Here is a 21,086-nt window from a genome sequence, read left to right as displayed (position 1 = left end):
ACGGCCGTAGGACCCGCCCTCGCCGCGGCCGGCGGCACCTGCGGCGGCTCCCGGACCCGCCGCCCGCACAGGCCACCCACCCCCGCCCGCCCGGCCACCATCCGGCCGGCCGGCCACACCCTCGCCACCCCCTAACCCGCCTCCTCCAGATACCCCCGCGCCAGCTCCTCCGCCCGTCCGAACCAGTCCGTGAGCAGGGCCAGTTCGTCGGCCGAGTACCGCGCGAACAACTCGGCGAGGCGGGCGTAGAAGGGGCCGTAGACGGCCACCACCCGCTCGGCGGCGTCCGGAACCGCGACCACGCGGACCCGGCGGCGGTCGGCCGGGTCCGGCCGGCGGGTCACGAAACCGCCGCGTTCCAGGCGGTTGAGGATGCCGGTCACCGCGCCCGTGGTGACGTGTGCGCGAGCGGCCAGATCACCGGCGGTGACCGGCGCGTCCCCGGCCTCCATGACGTACGCGAAACAGACGAGGTCCGTGACGCTCAGCCCGAGGTTCCGCGCGAACTCCTGCTGGCCGACGATCATCGTCGCGATCAGGCCGTCCATGGCGCTGATCGCTTCCGGGACGGTGGGGCGGCGTTCGGACTCCATTGAAGTTGCCTCCGAGGCAAGCTATATTCCTTACTTACTAAGACATCATAGTCGGCGCCGTGGGCGTGGCCGCGGCATGCCGTGACACGGAACGGCGCGCGCGAGGGGAGCAGTCACGTGAGTCTCCACGACGAGGGCCACACCGTCGCCGGCTGGACCGGCACCGCCATCGGCACCACAGGGTCGGCGTTCCTCGGCCTGGGGGTCTGCGGCTGGACCCCGGGATTCGCCCTGGGCGCCACCGTCTCGGTCCTGGCCCTCGTGGTCACCTGGGGCCTGCACCTCACCGGCTGGGGCAAGCCGCCCGGCCCCCGCCCCCGCGACCAGTGGGGCCTCGGGGTCCGCGACCGCTCCGCGCGCGGCGGCCACGGGGACTGCCTCGGCTGCCGCCTGGCCGGACGCCGCCGCACCCCGGCCCCGCTCCCGGCCGTGCCCGGCCCCGCCACCGGGCCGGACGGCACCGGTGTCACCGCGACCGCCACGGCAGTGGCCGCCGACTCCCCCGCCTGACCCGACCGCCGGGCCCATCGCGCCTGGCGGGCCGCCCGCCGCTGCCCGGCGATCCGCCGGTGACGGTGGTGCGGTACGACAACCGGGGCGGCGCCTTCCAGGCCGCCGACCATCTGCCGACCGCCGGACAACTGGGCGCGTCCTCTTCCTGGGCGGGGACCCCGGGCTCAGCACCGCCGACCAGCGCCGGGACGGCTTCTTGCGCGCCCTGCGCGCGCACGGGGTGGCGCACGCCGAGGAGTTGGCGCCGCCGGGCCCGTACACACGCGTCTCGGGCCATCAGCGCACCCGGGAGGCGCCGGCGGCCGGCCCGGACCTCACCGCGGTCTTCGCGGGCACCGACATGGTGGCGACGGGGGTGCCGGCCGCGCTGCGCGAGGCCGGTCTCGACGTCCCGGGTGACATCTCCCTGATCGGCTTCGACGACGTCCCGTTCGCCGCCGTCCTCTCCCCCGCGCTGACCACCGTGCGGGTGCCGGACGAGGATCTGGGGCGCACGGCGGTCCGGTTGGCGCTGGAGCGCGAGGAGCGCCTCGGGGGCGACGAGCACGTGGTGCTGGGCACGCAGTTGCTGATCCGGCAGTCGGCCCGCACGCTTTCCTGAAGCCTGCGAGCAACCTCCCTGTCTTCACCGGAACTTGACGAAGTGTTCTCCCGCTCTACGGCAAGGAGTGGCATCAGGTCAAGTGTCCCGGACTATTGACTCGGATCACCCCAGTGGCGATTCTCGTCACATCGCTTGTGCCAGCCATGACAATCGGACTATGGCGTCGTGGGTGTTCACCGCGTCCCGGAACGGTCTGGCCGATCGACCGTGCATCCCCCTGACCGAGGACGTGAGTGATGACCAGGACTCCACGCGCCCATAGCCGACGCAGACCCCTCATGGTGCTGGCGCTGTTCCTCACCGCGATGGGCATGCTGCTCAGCCCGTCGCCGAGTTCGGCCGCAACCGGCGAATGGTGGCTGCCCACCTCACGACCGTCGCCCGACTCCCAGATCAACGTGACGGGTGAGCCGTTCAAGGGGACCGACGCGGCGGGCGACGTGCGCGGCTTCGTCGACGCCCACAACCACCTGTTCTCCAACGAGGCGTTCGGCGGCCGACTCATCTGCGGCAAGGTGTTCTCGAAGTCCGGCATCGCCGACGCGCTGAAGGACTGTCCGGAGCACTACCCGGACGGCAGCCTCGCGCTGTTCGACTACATCACCCACGGCGGCGACGGCAAGCACGACCCGGTCGGCTACCCGACGTTCAAGGACTGGCCGGCGTACGACTCGATGACGCACCAGGCCAACTACTACGCCTGGATCGAGCGCGCCTGGCGCGGCGGTCAGCGGGTGCTGGTCAACGACCTGGTCACCAACGGGATGATCTGCTCGATCTACCCGTTCAAGGACCGCGGTTGCGACGAGATGACCTCGATCCGGCTGCAGGCGAAGCTGACGTACGACCTCCAGGACTACATCGACGCGCAGTACGGCGGCGCCGGCAAGGGCTGGTTCCGGATCGTCACCGACAGCGCGCAGGCCCGAGAGGTCATCAAGCAGGGCAAGCTCGCCGTCGTCCTCGGTGTGGAGACCTCCGAGCCGTTCGGCTGCAAGCAGATCCTCGACATCGCCCAGTGCAGCAAGGCGGACATCGACAAGGGCCTCGACGAGCTGTACGACCTCGGTGTGCGCAGCATGTTCCTGTGCCACAAGTTCGACAACGCGCTGTGCGGTGTCCGCTTCGACGAGCACGGTCTCGGTACGGCGATCAACGTCGGCCAGTTCCTGTCGACCGGCACCTTCTGGCAGACGGAGAAGTGCAAGGGCCCCCAGAAGGACAACCCCATCGGTGACGCGGCCACGAAGGCCGAGGAGGACCTGCCGGAGGGCACCGAGGTGCCGGAGTACGACGACAACGCGCAGTGCAACGTGCGCGGGCTGACCGATCTCGGTGAGTACGCCGTGCAGGGCATGATGCAGCGCAAGATGATGCTCGAGATCGACCACATGAGCGTCAAGGCCACCGGCCAGGTGCTGGACATGTTCGAGGCCGCGTCCTACCCGGGCGTGCTGTCCTCGCACAGCTGGATGGACCTGAACTGGACCGAGCGGGTCTACTCCCTCGGCGGTTTCGTCGCCCAGTACATGCACGGCTCCGAGGAGTTCGCCGAGGAGGCCGCGCGCACCGACGCGCTGCGGACCAAGTACGACGTGGGCTACGGCTACGGCACCGACTTCAACGGCATCGGCGATCACCCCGCCCCGCGCGGCGCGAACACCTCCAACCCGGTGAAGTACCCCTTCAAGAGCGTCGACGGCGGCTCGACGATCGACAAGCAGACCACCGGACAGCGCACCTTCGACTACAACACCGACGGCGCCGCCCATGTCGGCATGATCCCGGACTGGATCGAGGACATCCGGCAGGTCGGCGGCCAGGGCGCCGTGGACGACCTCTTCAAGGGCGCCGAGTCCTACCTCGGCACCTGGGGCTCCTCCGAGGGCCACCAGGCGGGCGTCAACCTGGCCAAGGGGAAGACGGCGACGGCCGGCGCGTCCGAGTCGAACCCGGTCACCAGCTACCAGCCCGGCCGGGCCGTGGACGGTGACGGCGGCACCCGCTGGGCGAGCGACTGGAGCGACTCCCAGTGGTGGAAGGTGGACCTCGGCGCCTCGCACACGATCCGCAAGGTCACCCTGGACTGGGAGCGGGCCTACGGCAAGGCGTACCGGATCGACGTCTCCACCGACGGCTCGACCTGGAAGACGGTCTGGTCCACCACTTCGGGTGACGGCGGCCTCGACACGGCCAAGTTCTCCGCGGTGACGGCCAGATATGTTCGGATGCTGGGGACCGACCGCGGTACGGACTGGGGTTACTCCCTCTACGAGGTCGGCGTCTACAGCAGCTGACCGCATCCGACGGGGGAAAGGGAACCACATGGCACGCCTGCCGTCGGCCGAGCGACGCAGACAGCTCACCGAGGCCGCGATCCGCGCGATGACCCGGGACGGCGTCCCCAGGACGACGACCCGGTCCATCGCGGCCGAGGCGGGCGTGTCGCTGAGCGTCTTCCACTACTGCTTCGAGTCGAAGCAGGAACTGCTGGAGTCCGTCATCACCACCATCAGCGGGCACTACGTGGCCCTGGTGAAGGAGGCGATCCGGCCGAGGGAGACGCTCAGGGAGACCGTCCGGGCCGGTTTCCAGGCGTACTGGGACCACGTGTCCGCCCACCCGGGCGAGCACATGCTCACCTACGAGCTGACCCAGTACGCCCTGCGGGAGCCCGGATTCGAACATCTGGCGCGGCGGCAGTACGAGATGTACCGCGTCACCTACGCCGATCTGATCGAGCAGCTGCGCGGGACGATGGGGTTCGAACTGACGGTGCCCGTCCCGGTCCTGGCGCGCTACCTGGCCGCCATGACGGACGGCCTCACGCTCAACTTCCTCGTCCTCGGCGACGACGCCGCCTGGGCGGACATCCTCGACACCATCACCGACCATGTGGCCGGCCTGGTCCGCGAGGAGGTCCGCCCGTAGTGCTCAGCGGGCGGACGCGGCGATCAGCTGGTCCAGGAGGGCGATCAGGACGTCCCGGCAGGAGGTGCGCTCGCGGGCGTCGAAGAGCAGGACGGGGGTGTTCTCCGGCAGCGCCAGGGAGTCGCGGATCACCTCGGGTTCGTAGGGGTGTTCGCCGTGGAACCCGTTGACGCCGATGACGAACGGGATCTTGCGGCGTTCGAAGAAGTCGATGGCGGCGAAGCTGGACTCGGGCCGGCGCACGTCGACGAGGACGACGGCACCGAGGGCGCCGATGGACAGGTCGTTCCACATGAACCAGAACCGCTGCTGTCCGGGCGTGCCGAACAGATAGAGCACGAGGTCCTGGCCGATGCTGATCCGGCCGAAGTCGAGGGCCACCGTGGTGGCGTTCTTCTCGGGGATGCCGTCGAGGTCGTCGACGCCGAGACCGGCCGTGGTGAGGGGTTCCTCCGTGCGCAGCGGGGCGATCTCGCTGACCGACCCGACCATGGTGGTCTTTCCGACGCCGAAGCCGCCGGCGATGAGGATCTTCACCGTGTCGGGAGCCGCGATCACCTGGGGATCAGAGCCGGCCAAGACCGTCCCTCACTTTCTTCAGCAGGTCCAGGTCGGGGGCGCGGGAGATCAGCCGTGGCTGGCGGACGCTGATCCGGCCCGCCTCCAGCAGGTCGCAGAGCATGATGGCGACCACGCTCACCGGGAGGTCGAGCTTGCTGGCCAGCTCCGCCACCACCATCGGCTTCGCGCACAGTCTGAGGATGCGGGCGTGTTCCGGCTGGGGCCGGGTGCCGCCGGCCGGCTGCGGGTCCACGGCCGTGACCGTGGTGATGAGGGTGAAGTCGCCACGGGCGGGCCGGGTCCGGCCGCCCGTCAGGGTGAACGGGCGAACCAGCCGGCCCGCCGCGTCGCCTCCGTTCACCTCACTCGCCGCTGTCGGCCGCGACGACACCCGCGCGTGGGGCCGCGCTGAGGTGCTCGCCGATCTTCTTCACCAGCATGTTCATCTGGTACGCCACCACGCCGACGTCGGCGCCCTGCCGGGTCAGCACGGCGAGGTTGGCGCCGGGTCCGGCGTTGGTGAGGATGAGGAAGGCGTTGCCCATCTCGATGAGCAACTGGCGCACGGGACCGCCGCGGAAGTCCATGCTGACGCCTTTGCTGAGGCTCATCAGGCCGGACGCCGTCGCCGCCAGCCGCTCGGCGTCGTCGCGCAGGAACGCGGTGGACTTGCTGACGACCAGTCCGTCCTCGGAGAGCACGACGGCGTGGTCGACCTCGGCGACCCGGTCCACCAGTCCGGTGAGCAGCTGGTCGAGCTGGCTGTGCGTGGCGGGGATGGGGCGTGTCATCTGTGTGTCCTTCAAAGAGCGGTCTGCGTGGGGAGTCGATGGGCCGTCAGGTGCCGGAGGCGGGGACGCGGTCCCCCGGTTCTTCGGATGCGGATCCCTCCCCCGGGGCGTACTCGGATTCCGCGTCGTCGTCACGTGCCTGGAGGGTGCCGCGCTGGAAACCGGCGAGCGAGGAGGCCGCGCGCTCGGCCGTGAAGTCGTCGGCGTCGCCCTCGGGGCAGGGTCCGGCCTCCTCCTTCAGCTCGGCGGCCAGGCTGGTCTGCGGGATCCGGCGGGGCAGCGGCAGCGGGCCACCCTTCTTCCGGGCCGGGGACTTGCTCCCGGCGGTCGGCCGTGTCCCGTTCGCGTCCCTGACGGCGTCGGCGATCCGCCCGCCGGCGCTCTTGGCCGCGTCGGCGCCGTCAGGGGCGCCGGCGCTCTCGGGGGCATCGGCGGTCCGCTCCCGCGGCGCGCCGTCCGCCTCCTGTTCCCCGGGGCCGGGCTCGGGGCGGGCGGCCGACGAGGTCGCGGCGACCCGGGCGGCCACCAGCGAGGTGCGGGCGGGGGGTTCGTCGGCCTCGGGGCCGTCCTCGTCGGGGGCGGGGGCCTCGCGGACCACGGTCTCGTCCGGGATCAGCACGATCGCGGTGGTGCCGCCGTACGGCGAGGCCCGCAGGGTGACGGTGATGCCGTGGCGGGTGGCCAGCCGGGCGATGACGAACATACCGAGCCGGAGGTCGTCGGCGAGCGCGACCACGTCGAACTGCGGAGGCACCGCCAGTTGGGCGTTGAACGCGGCGTAGTCCTCCTCGGACATGCCCAGTCCCCGGTCCTCGACCTCCAGGGCGAGCCCCTTGGCGACGGTCGCGGCGCGGACGCCGACCGGGCTCGGGGCGGGCGAGTAGGACGTCGCGTTGTCGATGAGTTCGGCGAGGAGGTGGATGACGTCGGCCACGGCGGGCGGGGCGATCCACACGTCGTCGTCGGCGTGCACCTCCACCCGCTGGTACTGGGCGACCTCGCCGACGGCGCTGCGCAGGATGTCGATCAGCGCGACCGGTTCGGTCCAGCTGCGGCCGGGGCGCTCGCCGCTGATGATGACCAGGTTTTCCTCGTAGCGGCGCAACTGGCTGGCCGTGGAGTCCAGTTCGTAGAGGCCCTTGAGGATCTCGGGGTCCTGGTGCTGGCGTTCCAGCTTGTCGAGCTTGGTGAGCTGGAGGTTGACCAGGTTCTGGCTCTGCCGGGCGATGCCGAGGATGACGCGCTGAAAGCCGCGCCGGGTGTCGGCGAGTTCCACGGCGGTGTGGACGGCGGTGCGCTGGGCGGCGTTGAACGCCTTGGCGACCTGGCCGAGTTCGTCGGTGCCGTAGTCCAGTGGGGCCGAGGCGGCGTCCGCGTCGACCTTCTCGCCCCGTTCCAGGCGGGCGACGATGTCGGGCAGCCGCTCCTCGGCGAGGCTGAGGGTGGCCGTGCGCAGCCCCGTGAGCCGACGGGACAGCGAACGGGTGATGCGCCAGGACATCACGATGCACAGCAGCAGCGCGGCGAGCCCGCCGGCGCTCAGCGAGCCGGCCGTGATCAGCAGACCGCGCGCCTCCTCGCCACTGCGCTCCAGCAGGCCCTGGGTCTGCGCGCGGATCAGCGTCTCGTACTGGGCGGAGAGCTTCGTCATCGCGGCGTCCCAGCGCGCCTGCGCCCGCGGCAGTTCGGTCCGGCGGGACTCCCCGTTTCCGGTGGTGCGGGCCGACAGGACCTCGTCCTCCACGGACAGCAGCGCCTGCCAGTCCCTGCCCTGGACGATCCGCTCGACCTCGGTCTTCACCTCGCCCTCCAGCGAGGGGACGAGCTGGTTGTCCACCAGCCAGCGGCGGGCGTTGACCACCTGGGCGAAACTGTTCCGGGTCGGCTCGTCGAGGCGGCCCGAGGGCCAGTTGAGGGTGAGGAACGCGTCCTCCTGCGAGACCAGCTCCGCGGCCTGTGCGATGGTGACGAGCGGACCGGCCTGCGAGGTGAGGTCGCCGTCGTCGACCTGGGTCAGCTGCTGGAAGGCGTGGATCTGGCCGTCGATGATCGAGCTGTAGTGCTCCAGGACCTGCTCGGGCGTGATGTCGGTGGGGTGGTCCACCTGGTCCCGGTAGTACTCCAGGCTGTTGGAGGCTCCCATGACCGAGTACAGCTGGTCGCCGATGCGGTCGGGGGCGCGCTCGATCTCGCTCGCGCGGCGGTCCAGCTTGGCGACCGCCCTGTCGGTCTGGTGGCGCTGCTCGTCCAGGGCCTTCGTCGAGCTGCCGGGGGCCGCCATGTAGGCGGCGGACAGGGCTCGCTCGCGCTGCAGGGCGAGGGTCGCCTCGGTTCCCATGGCGCCGGTGGACTTGCTCAGGCCGGTCTGCGTCCGCAGCTGCAGTCCCTCGGAGAACATCTGGGTCGTCGTCACACCCCAGCTCACCGCCAGCGTGACGCTGGGGATCAGGGCCAGGGTGATCAGCGAGAGACGTATGGAGCCGAGACGGCGCCGGGCGCCGGTCCGTGGGGGCATCGTCGTCCTTGGGCGGTTGGCGGGGAGCGGAAGGAAGCGGGGGACGGGGCGACGGGCGTCCGGAAAAGGCGGGTGGACACCTGTCAGTAGGGCGCACAGGGGATGCGCAGGATGTTATCCGTACAAGTGAGTGCAGGGCGCAGGGGTGGCCGGAAGTTTGGCGTCGCCGTTACACGACCGTTCCGCTTACTTGGGTTCCGTGGCACGGTCGCGTCCGAACGGAAGGTTCCGTCCGCACCTTGAGCGGCGGCCGGGCGGCTGCGGCCGACCGGGGGGTTCACGGGGTCCCGGACCGGTCACGTCAACGGGTCCCGTTCTCCGCGAACTCGGCGACTCCCGCGATGTTCTTCCTGGTCACGAACGCGGGACCGGTGAGCACGGGTGCGACACCGCCACCGCTGACGTTGCCGTTGGTCCGGTACAGCCACAACCCGTCGACGGCGAGGTAGCCCTGCAGGTAGGGCTGTTGGTCCACCGCGAACTGGACTTCCCCGTCCCGCACCGCCTCGACCAGATCCTTGTTGAGGTCGAACGTGGCGACCTCGGCCTTGCTGCCGGAGTCGCGAACCGACTCCACGGCGGCGAGCGCGAACTGCGCCCCGAGCGTGACGACCTCGTCGACGGACGGGTCCTGGCGGAGCTTCGCGGCGATCGAGTCGGTCACGGCGTCGAGGTCGGTGCCGTCCACGTACAGGTTCTCGGTCTGGCCGCCGAAGGTCTTCCGTACGCCGGCGCAGCGGGCCTCCAGGGCGACGTTGCCGCGCTCGTGGATGACGCACAGGGCCCGCTCGGCCGCGCGGGCGTCGAGTTCGTTGCCGAGCGCCCGGCCGGCCACGCTCTCGTCCTGGCCGTAGAAGGCCAGCAGACCCTGCGCCCGCCAGGCGCCGATGCCGGAGTTGAGACCCACCACCGGAATGCCGGCCGCGCGGGCCTCGGCGACCGCGCCGCGCACCGCCTGCGGCTTGGCCAGGGTCACCGCGATGCCGTCGACCTTGTCGGCGATCGCGTCCCGCACCAGTTTCGCCTGTCCGGCGGGGTCGGGGTCGCTGACGAAGGTCAGGTCGATGCCGTCCTTGGCCGCCGCGACCTGCGCTCCCTTGCGGACCAGGTCCCAGAAGGCGTCCCCCTCGGCGCTGTGCGTGATCAGCGCGACCTTCATCCCGCCCGCGCCACCCGACGCGTCCGTGCCCGAATCGGCCTCCGAGCCACCGAACACCGAGCAGCCGGCGACGGTCAGGCAGAGGGCGGCGGCGAGCGCTGTGGCGCGGAAGGCCGTGAAGACCCTGTGGGACGCGGGCGATGGGTTCATGGGGGCGCGGCACCTCGCTGTGCGACCGGACGGGAGGTCGGGGGGAGCGACATCACCGTCATCACCGCGATGACGTGCGGCGACTGGCTGACTTTCGCTGGGCGGAGCCAATCGCGTGTGACGCCCGGTAGTCAAGTGAACAACGCAATCGATGTGTTGCTGTGACGACCCGATCCTGACCTGCGCGCACGTGTCAACGACCGCCGCGGGTCCGGGCCCACGGACCTGGACCGTTCCCGTGCGCGCACCGGAGTCGATTATCGGCCATCCCCGCCCCCTCTCGAAGTGCCGTTGTTCCGGCCGAAATTCGCCCCGACAGGCGGCAACCTCTTCGCATCCGGCGGCGACTGCTCGGCTGACCACCCTCCCCCGCACGGAACGGAAGCGACGCGTGAGCGAGAACCACGGCAAGGCCCGCCACCGCAGAAGGAAGACCGCCGTCGTGGCCGGCGTCCCCCTGACCCTGGCCGCCGCCGGGACCATGGCCTACGGCACGGTCTTCGGCGTGTTCGGCGCGGACGCCCAGCCCAGGGCCGCGGCGGCCACCCCCACCTGGGCCACCGCGAGCGCCGACGGGTTCGCCTCGGTGAACGCGCTGGGCCAGAACGGCACCTACGGCGGCCGGGACGGCCGAACGGTCACCGTGAAGACCCTGGCCGATCTGGAGAAGTACGCCACCGCCGCCGAGCCGTACGTCATCGTCGTGGCGGCGACCATCGACATGAACCCGGTCGGCAAGGAGATCAGGGTCGCCTCGGACAAGACGATCGTCGGCTCCGGCACCTCCGGCCACATCGTGGGCGGCGGCTTCTTCCTCGGCCAGGGCGTCCACAACGTCGTCATCCGCAACCTGACGATCCGCGACTCCTACCAGGGCACCTGGAACGACAAGGACCACGACTTCGACGCGATCCAGATGGACGGCGCCCACCACGTCTGGATCGACCACAACGACCTGCGGCACATGGCGGACGGCCTCATCGACAGCCGCAAGGACACCACCTACGTCACGGTGTCCTGGAACAAGCTCAGCCAGAACAACAAGACCTTCGGCATCGGCTGGACCACCAACACCACCGCCGACCTGACGATCCACCACAACTGGTTCCGCGACACCGAACAGCGCAACCCCTCCACCGACAACGTGGCCCACGCGCACCTCTACAACAACTTCCTGGAGGACGTCTCCGGCACGGACATCGCCTCCTCGTACGGCAACTACGCCCGCGGCAACACGAAGATGGTCCTGGAGAACAGCTACTTCCAGGGCATGCGGAACCCGGTCACCAAGGACGCGACGGCCGCCCTGGTCCAGCGGGGCAACCTCTTCTCCGGCATCTCCGGCCGCAACGAGAGCGGTGGCACGGCCTTCGACCCGAAGACGTACTACGGCTACACCCTCGACAAGGCGGCCGACGTACCGGCGCTGCTCAAGTCCGGTGCGGGTCCGCGGAGTTCGATCGGTACGACGGCGACCACCAAGGCAGCCGCCGCCACCACGCTCACCGTCGCCAAGGACGGCAGCGGCCAGTTCACCAGCGTGCAGAAGGCCGTCGACGCGGTGCCCGCGAACAACCCCTCGCGGGTGGTGATCTCGGTCAAGCCGGGCACCTACCGGGAACTCGTCAAGGTCCCGTCCAACAAGCCGCACGTCACCATCCAGGGCTCCGGCGGCAGCCGCAAGGACACCACGATCGTCTACAACAACGCGTCCGGCACGCCCAAGCCGGGCGGCGGCACCTACGGGACCGGTGGCAGCGCCACCGTCGCCGTCGAGGCGGACGACTTCCAGGCCCGCAACCTGACCATCTCCAACGACTTCGACGAGGCCGCCAACCAGTCCCTCGAAGGCCACCAGGCGGTCGCCCTGCGGACCGCGGCCGACAAGGTCCTCCTCGACGGCGTCATCGTCTCCGGCGACCAGGACACCCTGCTGCTGGACACGGCCTCGAAGGACAAGCTCGGCCGGGTCTACGTCACGAACTCCTACGTCATCGGCAACGTCGACTTCATCTTCGGCAGGGCCACGGCCGTCGTCGACAGATCGGTCATCACCCTGAAGAAGCGCTGGAACGGCACCTCCGCCGGCTACGTCACCGCCCCGAGCACGGCCGCGAACCGCAAGGGCTTCCTGATCACCAACTCCACCGTCAACGGTGACGTGTCCGACCGCAGCTTCCACCTGGGCCGCCCCTGGCACGCGGGGGGCGACGCCTCCCTCGACCCGCAGACGACGGTCCGCAACACCAGCCTCAGCGCCGCGGTCAGGACCGCGCCGTGGACCGACATGAGCGGCTTCTCCTGGAAGGACGACCGTTTCGCCGAGTACAAGAACACCGGTCCGGGAGCGGGCGGCGCGAGCACCGACCGTCCGCACCTGACCGACGCCCAGGCCGCCGGCCAAGAGGTCGCGGACTGGCTGGCCGGCTGGACGCCGAGCGCCTGAGGACGCCGGGTACGGCAGGTACGGCCTGTACGGGCGGGTACTGCGGGTACCGCAGCCGACGCACCGCTCCGGGTTTCTGTTATCTCCCCGGGGCCGGTGCGTCTCCTGTGCGTGGCTCCCCGCGCGGGCCGGCGCGAGCGCGAGCCGCCACCCCCGTACCCGAGACCCGAGGACCCCCACCGTGACAGCACAGATCAGCCGCCGGAGCATGCTGAAGATCGCCGGAACCGCCGCGGGCGCGGCCGGGCTCGGCGTCGGCACGGGCACGGTGGCGACGCCGGCCGCGGCGGCGGGCGACGCGTACGCGCACCCCGGTCTGCTCCACACCGCGGCGGACCTGGCCCGGATGGCGGCGAAGGTGAAGGCGGGCGCCGCGCCCTACACCGCGGGCTTCGCCAGGCTGACCGCCAACGCCCATGCCCAGAGTTCCTGGACCGCCCGCCCGGCCGCCACCGTCCACCGGGGCGGCGGAACCCCGCAGAACTACGCGGCGCTCTACAAGGACGTGCACGCCGCCTACCAGAACGCCCTGCGCTGGCACGTCACCGGCGTCAGCGCCCACGCCGACACCGCTGTACGCATCCTCAACGCCTGGTCCGCGACACTGACCGCCGTGCGGGGCAGCGCCGACCGGTTCCTGGCGGCGGGCCTGTACGGCTACCAGTTCGCCAACGCCGCCGAACTGGTCCGTGACCACCCGGACCTCGACCTGGACCGCTTCACCGTGATGCTGACCGAGGTCTTCGCCACGCTCAGCGACGACTTCCTGCTCCACCACAACGGCGCCGTCGTCACCAACTACTGGCCCAACTGGGACCTCGCCAACATGGCGTGCGTCCTTGCCACCGGCATCTTCTGCGACGACCGCGCCCGGGTCGCCCGCGCCGTCGACTACTTCAAGAACGGCGACGGCCTCGGCGCCGTCGGGAAGGCCATCCCGGTCGTCCACGACGACGGCCTCGGCGAATGGCTGGAGGCCGGCCGCGACCAGGGCCACGCGCTGCTCGGCGTCGGCTTGATGGGCGCCCTCTGCGAGATGGCCTGGAACCAGGGCATCGACCTGTACGGCCACGACGACGACCGTTTCCTCAAGGGCGCCCAGTACGTGGCCAAGTGGAGCTTGGGCGGCGAGGTCGCCTACACGGCGAACACCCGCGCGAAAGGTGCGGTCGACGGCTGGTCCGGCAGGGAGACCGCGTCCGACGCGGCCGGCGTCGACCCGAACATGAGGCGCCCCATCTGGGCCATGATCGCCCACCACTACACCGGGCGGCGGGGCCTCGACGCCTCCTACCTCACCCGCGCCGCGGCGAAGGCGGCCCCCGAGGGAGGCGGCGGCGACTACGGCCCCGACAGCGGCGGGTACGACCAGCTGGGCTTCGGCACCCTGGCGTTCACCCGGGACGCGGAACAGACCGCCTCGACCTCCACCTCCCCCTCCGCCGGCGACTCGTCCTCCAGCTCCCCGTCCCCCTCCGGCGGCGCCTCGACCGGCGCCCGGGGTGGCCGGAGTGGCCGGGGTGAGGATCTGGCCGCGACCGGCATCTCCGACGTTCCGGCCTGGACCGCCGCGGGGGGACTCGCGGCCCTCGCGGGCGGCCTTCTCCTGCTGCGCCGCCGCGACCGCGACCGAGGCCGGCCGGAATCCTGACCGCGCGCAACGTCCTCGCAACCTGCCGGGGCGTTCACTGCCGGCCATGGATGTCGTCCCGCGCGTAGAGCTGACCCCCGCGGCCGCCGATCTCGTACGGCGGCTGCGGGCGGCCCACGGCCCGTTGATGTTCCACCAGTCGGGCGGCTGCTGCGACGGCAGCGCCCCCATGTGCTACCCGGACGGTGAGTTCCGCACGGGGAACTCGGACGTCCTCCTCGCGGAACTCACCGTCGAGGGGGTCGAGGAGACGGTCGGGTTCTGGATGTCCCGCAGCCAGTACGAGGCGTGGCGCCACACCCGGCTGATCGTCGACGTGGTGCCGGGCCGGGGCAGCGGTTTCTCCCTGGAGGCACCCGAAGGGGTGCGATTTCTCATCCGTTCCCGCGTCGTCGGAGCCGAGCCGCCGCCCGGCCGGTAGTCGTCTGGTGCACTTCCCCTGAGTCCTGGGACGGTTGACGAGACATCAGGGGGTGCCGTGACGCGTCGTGCTGGACGGTTCCGACGGGTACTGACGGTTCTCTCGGCGTGGAGTGTGCTGGCCGGCGCGGCCCTCGCGGGCGCGGCACCGGCCGTCGGCGCGCCCAGGGCCGTCGCCGTCGCGCCGGGCGTCGAGTACAGCCACTTCGACATCCGGGGGGCGGCGGGCGTGGCGCACGCCCATGTGCTGAGTGTCGACCTGCGCAACCGGCGGGTGGGCGTCGGACTGCTGTACCCGGGGAAGGTGGCCGAGCGGGCGACCGTGTCCCGGCTGGCCACCGCGGCGGGTGCCGTGGCCGGGGTCAACGGCGACTTCTTCAACATCACCGAGACCCAGCACCCGGGTGTCGCGGCCACCGGGGCACCGGTCGGCCCGGCGATCGCCGCCGGTCACGCGCTCAAGGCCGCCGTACCGACGGGCCAGCGCTTCGGTCCGTCCCTGCCGCCCGGGACGAGCACCAGGGACGTACTCGGCGTCACGACCGACGGCACGGCCCGCCTCGACAGCATCGCCCTCGACGGGACCGTCACCACCGCCGACGGCGACTTTCCGCTCCGGGGCCTCAACCAGTACGCCCTGCCGGTGGGTTCCGTCGGGGCGTTCACCTCGGACTGGGGCAGCGTCTCCCGGCTGCGGGCCGTCTGCGGCACGGACACCGACCGGGCGGCGCCGTGCAGCACCGACACCCACGAGGTGCTGGTCGAGGACGGCCGCGTCGTCGGCTCGGCCGGCACACCCGGCAGCGGGGCCATCGCGGCCGGTACGACCGTCCTGGTCGGGCGTGAGGCGGGCGCCCAGCGGCTGCGCAAGCTCGCTGCCGGTGACGCGGTGGAGGTAGCGCACCTCCTCGTCGCCTCGACCGGGACCCCGTACGCCTTCGCGCTCGGCGGCTACCCGGTCCTGCGGGGCGGCGGCTCGCTCCCCGGCCTCGACGACACGACCTCGGCGGTACGCACCGCCGCGGGAGTCGCCGACGGCGGCCACCGTCTCCTGCTCCTCGCCCTGGACGGCGCGGCCGCCCACCGCACGGGGCTGACCATCGCCGAAGTCGCCGCCACCATGCGGGGGTTGGGCTCCACCGACGCGTTCAGCCTGGACGGCGGCGGTTCCTCCACGCTGGTCGCCCGCGCACCCGGCGCGACCACCGTCACGGTCCGCAACCACCCCACGGACGGCACGGAACGCGCCGTCCCGAACGGCATCGGCGTCTTCACGAAACCCTGACGCCGCATCTCGGGCGCGCGACGGTCCCGCGCCCGAAGCCCCACCGGACCCGCGAGCGCCCACGAGCCCCGCGCCCCCGAGCTGTCAGGCGCCCCCGCGACTCCGCCCTGCCCCACCCCCGCTCACGGCTCCACGCTGCTCACGATCTCCGCCGTGGCCGTCAACCCGTTGTGAATCGTCGGCCCCAGACTCGTACCGGCCATCGAGAACCCCAACAGCACACACACCACCGCGTGCGACACCTTCAACGCACCGTTGCGCAGAAAGACCACCGTCAGGATCACGAGCAGCACGACCACAGAGATGGAAATGGCCATCGTCAACCTCCTCCGCCACGCCCACTTCGCGGCATTCGGCCGTAAGTGTGGCGTAAAGGAGCATTCGTCCGTGCGGCTGACGTGTCCGCCGAACGAGTGGTCTACACCGACCGGCGAGCGTCCAGAAACGCCGCGAGCCCCGCGAGGTCATCCGTGTTGAGGTGGTCGACATCCGCCGCGACCAGCTCGCCCCACACCGCGTCCCGGGCCGGCCCCGCCAGATCGGGCGTCGCCCAGAACCGCACCCGCTGTCCCCGCCCGTGGGCCGTCGAGACGATCCGGCGCAGCTTCGCGCGCTCGGCGTCGGGGAACGGACCGACGCCCTGCCAGGTGAAGTTGAGGGTCCAGTTGTCGGAGATCAGCGGGACGAAGGTGGCGGGCGCGGGCGCGGCGGCGTCGAGATCGGTGAGCCGTCCGTCGTAGAAGGCACGCCGCACGGACTGCGCCTCCATGGGCGGCCGGGCGGCCCGGTCCCCGGAGACCACGGCCGTCACCGCGCCCGGGTACACCCGACCGTGCGCGTAGGTGGTGAACAGGTGCCGGTGTCGCCGCAGTCGCCGGTCGAGTGCGAGGTACGTGGACGAGCCCTCGGTCTTGATGTCGATGAGCAGGTGCAGCGGCCTGCGGTGCCCCCGGTGGACCGAACCGCCGTGGGCGCGGACCCGGGCGGCGAGCGGGTCGAGGTAGAGGGATTCGAGGGTGCGTGCGGGGTCGAGGCCGGCCGGGTCGTGGGCGACGAGGAGTTGGCCGTCGACGAGGAAGATGTCGGCCTCGACGCTGCCGAAGCGGTGGTCGAGGGCGTCGAGGAGGGGGCGCGGGTGCTCGTAGTCGTTGTGCGCGTGGGCCCGCCACAACGGGTGCGGGCGGTGACCGCGTTCGCCGGCCAGGGCGCTCGTGGCGGGCAGGGCGACCGTGCCCGCGAGGGCGGCGCCGAGGGTGGTGAGGGCTCTGCGGCGGGTGGTGAGGGCCATGTTCTGCCTCCCGGGTGGGGCCGGTTGCGGACCCTGCGAGTATGCGAGCCGGAAGGGGCGGACGAGCAGTGCTGTGCGGGGAGTTGGCCGGACCGCCGTCGTTCGTTCATCCGGGCCACCGCGCGCACAGCGGAAAGCCCGCCCCTGGTGGGACGGGCTTTCCGGGCTTTCGCGGACCGTGCGTCAGGGGGCCTGGAGGTCGACCAGTCCGGCCAGCGCGGCCCGGTGGGCGCCCGCGGTGCCGTACGCGATCGAGTCGGCCTTCGCCCGCTTCAGATACAGGTGGACCGGGTGCTCCCAGGTCATGCCGATCCCGCCGTGCAACTGCAGCGCCTCCTCGGCCGCGTGGACGGCCACGGGCGCGGCGAACGCCTGGGCGACGGCCACCGCCAGGTCGGCGTCGTCGCTGCCGGTGGCGAGCTGGTCGGCCGCGTTCCGGGCGGCCGCCCGCAGGTTGACGACCTCCAGCCAGAGCTGCGCGAGGCGGTGCTTGAGCGCCTGGAAGCCGCCGACGGGCCGGTTGAACTGCTTGCGTTCCTTGAGGTAGCGGACCGTCTCGGTCAGCGTCCACTCGGCGAGGCCGAGTTGCTCGGAGGCCAGCAGCCCGGCGCCGGCGCGCAGGGCGCGGCGGACGGCGGGCTCGGCGTCGCCGAGGAGCCGGCCCGGGGCGCCGTCCAGCGTCACCGTGGCCAGCGGTCGGGTCAGGTCCAGGGACACCTGCGGGGTGACGGTCACGGCGGAGGCGTCCACCGCGTACAGGCCGCCGTCGTCGGCGGGCACCAGCAGCACATCGGCGACGGCCGCGTCGGCGATGCCGGTCAACTCCCCGTGCAGGGCGCCGTCCTCGTACCGTACGACCTTGTAGGCACTGCCCGCGGGCACGCTCAGCGAGACCGCCAGGGCGCCGATCGCCGTCGCGGAGGCCAGCTGGGGGAGGAGGTCGTCGGCGCCGCACTCCAGCAGGGCCTCGGTGGCGACGACCGCGCTGGTCAGATAGGGGACCGGCGCGACGGCGCGTCCCAACTCCTCCAGCACGACCGCCGCTTCGCGATGCGTGGCACCCTGACCGTCCAGCTCCTCCGGCACGAGCAGCCCCGCGAGGCCCATGGTCCCCGCGAGCGCCTTCCATGTGGCGATGTCGTGCGGCGCGTCCGACTCGGCGCGTGCGATCACGCCCGCCGCGTCGCAGTGGTCGGCCAACAGGTCGCGGACGGCCGCGCGGAGGGCTTCCTCCTCCTCCGAGTACAGGAGATCGGTCATCGGGCGAGGTCCTTCCAGGCGACGTCCTTGTCGGTGCGCGGTTCACTGGGCAGGCCCAGGACGCGCTCGGCGACGATGTTCAGCAGAACCTCGGTGGTCCCGCCCTCGATGCTGTTGCCCTTGGAGCGGAGGTAGCGGTAGCCGGCGTCGCGGCCGACGAAGTCGACCAGCTCGGGGCGCCGCATGGTCCAGTCGTCGTACAACAGCCCTTCCTCGCCCCGGAGTTCCACCTCCAGGCCGCTGATCTCCTGGTTGAGGCGGGCGAAGGCGAGCTTCATGCCGGCGCCCTCGGGGCCGGGCTGTCCGGCGACGAGCTGCTGGCGCAGCCGCTCGGCGGTGAGCCGGGCGGCCTCGGCCTCGACCCAGAGCTTCAACAGCCGCTGGTGGAGATCGTGGGTGCGCAGTTCGGGACGTTCGCGCCAGGTCCTGGCGACCGGCCCGATCATGCCGCCTTCACGGGGCAGCCGCATGCCGCCGATGGCGACACGCTCGTTGTTGAGCGTGGTCTGCGCGACCTTCCAGCCGTCGCCGACGTCTCCGAGGCGACGGGAGTCCGGGATGCGGACGCCGGTGATGAACACCTCGTTGAACTCGGCCTCGCCGGTCACCTGGCGCAGCGGCCGGACCTCGATGCCGGGGTCGGTCATGTCGCAGAGGAAGTAGGTGATGCCCCGGTGCTTGGGCACGTCCGGGTCGGTGCGGGCGATGAGGATGGCCCAGCGGGCGACATGGGCGCTGGACGTCCAGACCTTCTGGCCGTCGACGACCCAGTCGCCGTCGCCCTCCCGGACGGCTCGGGTGCCGAGCGCGGCGAGGTCGGAGCCGGCGCCGGGCTCGCTGAACAGCTGGCACCAGACCTCCTCACCCGTCCACAGCGGGCGCAGGAACGTGCGCTTCTGCTCCTCGGTGCCGTAGGCGAGGATCGTGGGCGCGGCCATGCCGAGGCCGATGCCGATGCGGCGCGGGTCGTTGTCGGGGGCGCCCTCGGCCTCCAGGTCCGCGTCCACCACGGCCTGCAGGGAGCGCGGGGCGCCGAGTCCGCCGAGACCCTCGGGGTAGTGCACCCAGGCGAGTCCGGCGTCGAAGCGGGCGCGCAGGAAGTCCAGGCGGTCCGTCGTCGCGGGTGGATACGCGGCCAGCAACTCGGCCGTGCGGCGCCTGAGGTCGGCTGCGTCGGTCATGCGGCGGCTCCGTTCTCCAGCGCGGGTACGACGACGACCCGGCCCGTGGTGACGCCGTCCGCGACGCGCTGCACGGCGGCCGCGGCCCCGTCCAGCGGCGCGCGCTCGCTCACCAGCGGCTTGACGACGCCCCGGGCGGCCAGCTCGGTGAGCTGCTCGTGGCAGTGCTGGACCAGCTTGGGGTTCTTGGTGTTGTACAGGCCCCAGTGCAGGCCGAGGATCGAGTAGTTCTTGACGAGGGCGTGGTTGAGGCCGGGGCTGGGGATCGTCCCGCTGGCGAAACCGACGACCACGATGCGCCCCTCGAAGGCGACGACCTTGGTCGACTGCGTGTAGGCCTCGCCGCCCACGGGGTCGTAGATCACATCCGCGCCCCGGCCCGAGGTGGCTTCCTTCACGGCGGAGACGACGTCCTCGCTCCGCCGGTCGATCACCACGTCACAGCCCAGCTCCCGGGCCACCGCGGCCTTGTCGGCGCCGCCGACGACGCCGATGACGGTCGCCCCGGAGGCCTTGCCGAGCTGCACGGCCGCGCTGCCGACCCCTCCCGCGGCAGCGTGGACGAGCAGGGTCTCCCCCGCTTCGAGGCGGGCCCGGCGGTGCAGTGCGAACCACGCCGTCTGATAGCCGATGTGCAGGGCCGCCGCCTCGGCGTCGTCCAGCGCCTCGGGGGCGGGCAGCAGCGCGGCGGCGTCGGCGACCGCGTACTCGGCGAAACCGCCGTACGGCAGGGCCGGGTTGGCGATGACCCGGCGGCCGTCCTCGGTCTCTCCGCAGATCTCCACGCCGGGCGTGAACGGCAGCGGCGGCCTGACCTGGTAGTGCCCGCGGCACATCAGGGCATCGGGGAAGTTGATGTTCGCGGCGCGCACCTTCAGCAGGACCTGGCCGTCACCGGGCGTGGGCCGCTCCACGTCCTGGAGCCGCATCACCTCGCCCGGCTCGCCGTTCTCGTGCACTTGCCATGCCTGCATGCGATGCCTCCACGGACTGCCTCGGACGTCTTCGTCGGACCGGGGTCGACTGTCGCATGCATACTAAGCGGTCGCTTGCCCTCCGGGGAACCGTCGCGGAGCAGTAGCGTGCGTCACGCACGCGTGGGCCGCGCCCGTACGTGCATCCGCTCCCCCTGAGGCCCGAAGAGGCTGAGGAACTCCACCGGCCCCTCCCCCGTCGAACCGAACCAGTGCGGGACCCGGGTGTCGAACTCGGCGGCCTCCCCGGCGACCATCACCACATCATGGTCGCCGAGCACGACCCGGAGTTTCCCGGACATCACATACAGCCACTCGTAGCCCTCGTGCGTGCGCGGCTCCGGCTCCTGCTTCGACTGGGGCACGAGCACCTTGAAGGCCTGGAGGCCGCCCGGCTGCCGGGTCAGCGGCCAGTACGTCCGCCCGTGCCGCTGGATCGGCTTCGACCGCACCCGGGGGTCGCCGACCGGCGGCTCCCCGATCAGTTCGTCCAGCGGCACCTGGTGGGCCCGCGCGATCGGCAGCAACAGCTCCAGGCTGGGCCTGCGCAGCCCCGACTCCAGCCGCGACAACGTGCTCACCGAGATGCCGGTCGCCTCCGACAGCCCGGCCAGCGTCGCCTCCCGCTCCTTCCGGATCCGCCGCAGCCGGGGCCCGACCCCGGCCAGGACCTCGTCCGAGCCGCTCGCGTCCGCACTCGTGTCACTCATCCCGCTATTGCAGTTTCGGCAAAGCCGTTTGTCAATGTGCCGCTGTACGGGCGA

Annotated in this window: 19 protein-coding genes and 1 pseudogene; 8 read left to right on the top strand and 12 right to left on the bottom strand. The window is 71.6% G+C overall.

What is annotated here, in order from left to right:
- Positions 1-131 precede the first annotated feature (131 nt).
- Positions 132-593 carry a MarR family transcriptional regulator gene (locus STRBO_RS0117730; RefSeq protein ID WP_005475312.1) on the bottom strand — a complete coding sequence of 154 codons (462 nt, stop codon included), beginning with the start codon at positions 591-593 and terminating at the stop codon, positions 132-134.
- Between the two features lie 117 nt (positions 594-710).
- On the opposite strand from STRBO_RS0117730, the gene STRBO_RS0117725 reads away from it, so the two are divergent.
- The 4 genes and pseudogenes from STRBO_RS0117725 to STRBO_RS0117710 all read left to right on the top strand — a co-directional run bounded on the left by STRBO_RS0117725 (position 711) and on the right by STRBO_RS0117710 (position 4,641).
- Positions 711-1,103, top strand: a complete 393-nt coding sequence (locus STRBO_RS0117725) for an HGxxPAAW family protein (RefSeq protein ID WP_005475313.1) — start codon at positions 711-713, stop codon at positions 1,101-1,103.
- A gap of 23 nt (positions 1,104-1,126) precedes the next feature.
- Positions 1,127-1,707 (top strand): annotated as a pseudogene (locus STRBO_RS0117720) (LacI family DNA-binding transcriptional regulator); the annotation flags it as partial.
- A 281-nt stretch (positions 1,708-1,988) separates the two neighbouring features.
- Complete coding sequence (locus STRBO_RS0117715; protein ID WP_005475316.1) at positions 1,989-4,007, top strand: galactose-binding domain-containing protein; 2,019 nt, start codon at positions 1,989-1,991, stop codon at positions 4,005-4,007.
- A gap of 28 nt (positions 4,008-4,035) precedes the next feature.
- The gene (locus STRBO_RS0117710; protein WP_005475317.1) at positions 4,036-4,641 is read left to right on the top strand and encodes a TetR/AcrR family transcriptional regulator; all 606 of its coding nucleotides are present in this window, start codon (positions 4,036-4,038) and stop codon (positions 4,639-4,641) included.
- Between the two features lie 3 nt (positions 4,642-4,644).
- Here the strand turns inward: STRBO_RS0117710 and STRBO_RS0117705 are convergent, their stop codons facing one another.
- The 5 genes from STRBO_RS0117705 to STRBO_RS0117685 all read right to left on the bottom strand — a co-directional run bounded on the left by STRBO_RS0117705 (position 4,645) and on the right by STRBO_RS0117685 (position 9,817).
- Positions 4,645-5,220 carry a GTP-binding protein gene (locus STRBO_RS0117705; RefSeq protein WP_028796713.1) on the bottom strand — a complete coding sequence of 192 codons (576 nt, stop codon included), beginning with the start codon at positions 5,218-5,220 and terminating at the stop codon, positions 4,645-4,647.
- Positions 5,207-5,563 (bottom strand): DUF742 domain-containing protein, encoded by a 357-nt coding sequence (locus STRBO_RS0117700; RefSeq protein WP_005475320.1) that lies wholly within the window; start codon positions 5,561-5,563, stop codon positions 5,207-5,209. The genes STRBO_RS0117705 and STRBO_RS0117700 overlap by 14 nt, the downstream gene beginning before the upstream one ends.
- A gap of 1 nt (position 5,564) precedes the next feature.
- Positions 5,565-5,993 carry a roadblock/LC7 domain-containing protein gene (locus tag STRBO_RS0117695; RefSeq protein ID WP_020114533.1) on the bottom strand — a complete coding sequence of 143 codons (429 nt, stop codon included), beginning with the start codon at positions 5,991-5,993 and terminating at the stop codon, positions 5,565-5,567.
- Between the two features lie 46 nt (positions 5,994-6,039).
- Positions 6,040-8,508: a sensor histidine kinase gene (locus STRBO_RS0117690; protein ID WP_005475324.1), complete on the bottom strand. Its 2,469-nt coding sequence runs from the start codon at positions 8,506-8,508 to the stop codon at positions 6,040-6,042.
- Positions 8,509-8,809: 301 nt separating this feature from the next.
- A complete protein-coding gene (locus STRBO_RS0117685) occupies positions 8,810-9,817 on the bottom strand; it encodes a substrate-binding domain-containing protein (protein WP_005475326.1) in 1,008 nt (335 codons plus the stop codon).
- 391 nt (positions 9,818-10,208) lie between these two features.
- Here STRBO_RS0117685 and STRBO_RS0117680 point away from each other — a divergent pair, with 391 nt between their 5' ends.
- From STRBO_RS0117680 to STRBO_RS0117665, 4 genes are all read left to right on the top strand, one after another.
- Complete coding sequence (locus STRBO_RS0117680; protein WP_005475330.1) at positions 10,209-12,263, top strand: pectinesterase family protein; 2,055 nt, start codon at positions 10,209-10,211, stop codon at positions 12,261-12,263.
- Between the two features lie 208 nt (positions 12,264-12,471).
- On the top strand, positions 12,472-13,914 hold the full coding sequence (locus STRBO_RS0117675) for an alginate lyase family protein (RefSeq protein WP_005475332.1): 1,443 nt from the start codon (positions 12,472-12,474) through the stop codon (positions 13,912-13,914).
- Positions 13,915-13,960: 46 nt separating this feature from the next.
- On the top strand, positions 13,961-14,335 hold the full coding sequence (locus tag STRBO_RS0117670; protein WP_005475333.1) for a DUF779 domain-containing protein: 375 nt from the start codon (positions 13,961-13,963) through the stop codon (positions 14,333-14,335).
- A 57-nt stretch (positions 14,336-14,392) separates the two neighbouring features.
- Complete coding sequence (locus STRBO_RS0117665; protein WP_381235238.1) at positions 14,393-15,619, top strand: phosphodiester glycosidase family protein; 1,227 nt, start codon at positions 14,393-14,395, stop codon at positions 15,617-15,619.
- A gap of 122 nt (positions 15,620-15,741) precedes the next feature.
- Here the strand turns inward: STRBO_RS0117665 and STRBO_RS0117660 are convergent, their stop codons facing one another.
- From STRBO_RS0117660 to STRBO_RS0117635, 6 genes are all read right to left on the bottom strand, one after another.
- Positions 15,742-15,936 (bottom strand): hypothetical protein, encoded by a 195-nt coding sequence (locus STRBO_RS0117660; protein WP_020114532.1) that lies wholly within the window; start codon positions 15,934-15,936, stop codon positions 15,742-15,744.
- Positions 15,937-16,037: 101 nt separating this feature from the next.
- Complete coding sequence (locus STRBO_RS0117655) at positions 16,038-16,907, bottom strand: phosphatidylinositol-specific phospholipase C/glycerophosphodiester phosphodiesterase family protein (protein WP_005475342.1); 870 nt, start codon at positions 16,905-16,907, stop codon at positions 16,038-16,040.
- 183 nt (positions 16,908-17,090) lie between these two features.
- Positions 17,091-18,167 (bottom strand): acyl-CoA dehydrogenase family protein, encoded by a 1,077-nt coding sequence (locus tag STRBO_RS0117650; RefSeq protein WP_005475345.1) that lies wholly within the window; start codon positions 18,165-18,167, stop codon positions 17,091-17,093.
- Positions 18,164-19,348 (bottom strand): acyl-CoA dehydrogenase family protein, encoded by a 1,185-nt coding sequence (locus STRBO_RS0117645; protein WP_005475347.1) that lies wholly within the window; start codon positions 19,346-19,348, stop codon positions 18,164-18,166. Before STRBO_RS0117645 ends, STRBO_RS0117650 begins: the two co-directional genes overlap by 4 nt.
- On the bottom strand, positions 19,345-20,322 hold the full coding sequence (locus tag STRBO_RS0117640) for an NADPH:quinone oxidoreductase family protein (RefSeq protein WP_028796712.1): 978 nt from the start codon (positions 20,320-20,322) through the stop codon (positions 19,345-19,347). The genes STRBO_RS0117645 and STRBO_RS0117640 overlap by 4 nt, the downstream gene beginning before the upstream one ends.
- 113 nt (positions 20,323-20,435) lie before the next feature.
- Entirely contained in the window at positions 20,436-21,032 is a 597-nt protein-coding gene (locus tag STRBO_RS0117635) for a helix-turn-helix domain-containing protein (RefSeq protein WP_005475351.1), read from the bottom strand.
- Positions 21,033-21,086 lie beyond the last annotated feature (54 nt).

Source organism: Streptomyces bottropensis ATCC 25435, assembly GCF_000383595.1.
Classification (GTDB): Bacteria; Actinomycetota; Actinomycetes; order Streptomycetales; family Streptomycetaceae; genus Streptomyces; species Streptomyces bottropensis.
This window is presented reverse-complemented; position numbering and strand designations above follow the sequence as displayed.

Bases quoted from the DNA above. Each gene is read 5' to 3' on its own strand.
- STRBO_RS0117730 (WP_005475312.1), bottom strand. From the start codon at position 593: ATGGAGTCCGAACGCCGCCCCACCGTCCCGGAAGCGATCAGCGCCATG.
- STRBO_RS0117715 (WP_005475316.1), top strand. From the start codon at position 1,989: ATGGTGCTGGCGCTGTTCCTCACCGCGATGGGCATGCTGCTCAGCCCG.
- STRBO_RS0117710 (WP_005475317.1), top strand. From the start codon at position 4,036: ATGGCACGCCTGCCGTCGGCCGAGCGACGCAGACAGCTCACCGAGGCC.
- STRBO_RS0117695 (WP_020114533.1), bottom strand. From the start codon at position 5,993: ATGACACGCCCCATCCCCGCCACGCACAGCCAGCTCGACCAGCTGCTC.
- STRBO_RS0117690 (WP_005475324.1), bottom strand. From the start codon at position 8,508: ATGCCCCCACGGACCGGCGCCCGGCGCCGTCTCGGCTCCATACGTCTC.
- STRBO_RS0117685 (WP_005475326.1), bottom strand. From the start codon at position 9,817: ATGAACCCATCGCCCGCGTCCCACAGGGTCTTCACGGCCTTCCGCGCC.
- STRBO_RS0117675 (WP_005475332.1), top strand. From the start codon at position 12,472: ATGCTGAAGATCGCCGGAACCGCCGCGGGCGCGGCCGGGCTCGGCGTC.
- STRBO_RS0117670 (WP_005475333.1), top strand. From the start codon at position 13,961: ATGGATGTCGTCCCGCGCGTAGAGCTGACCCCCGCGGCCGCCGATCTC.
- STRBO_RS0117660 (WP_020114532.1), bottom strand. From the start codon at position 15,936: ATGGCCATTTCCATCTCTGTGGTCGTGCTGCTCGTGATCCTGACGGTG.
- STRBO_RS0117655 (WP_005475342.1), bottom strand. From the start codon at position 16,907: ATGGCCCTCACCACCCGCCGCAGAGCCCTCACCACCCTCGGCGCCGCC.
- STRBO_RS0117650 (WP_005475345.1), bottom strand. From the start codon at position 18,167: ATGACCGATCTCCTGTACTCGGAGGAGGAGGAAGCCCTCCGCGCGGCC.
- STRBO_RS0117645 (WP_005475347.1), bottom strand. From the start codon at position 19,348: ATGACCGACGCAGCCGACCTCAGGCGCCGCACGGCCGAGTTGCTGGCC.
- STRBO_RS0117640 (WP_028796712.1), bottom strand. From the start codon at position 20,322: ATGCAGGCATGGCAAGTGCACGAGAACGGCGAGCCGGGCGAGGTGATG.
- STRBO_RS0117635 (WP_005475351.1), bottom strand. From the start codon at position 21,032: ATGAGTGACACGAGTGCGGACGCGAGCGGCTCGGACGAGGTCCTGGCC.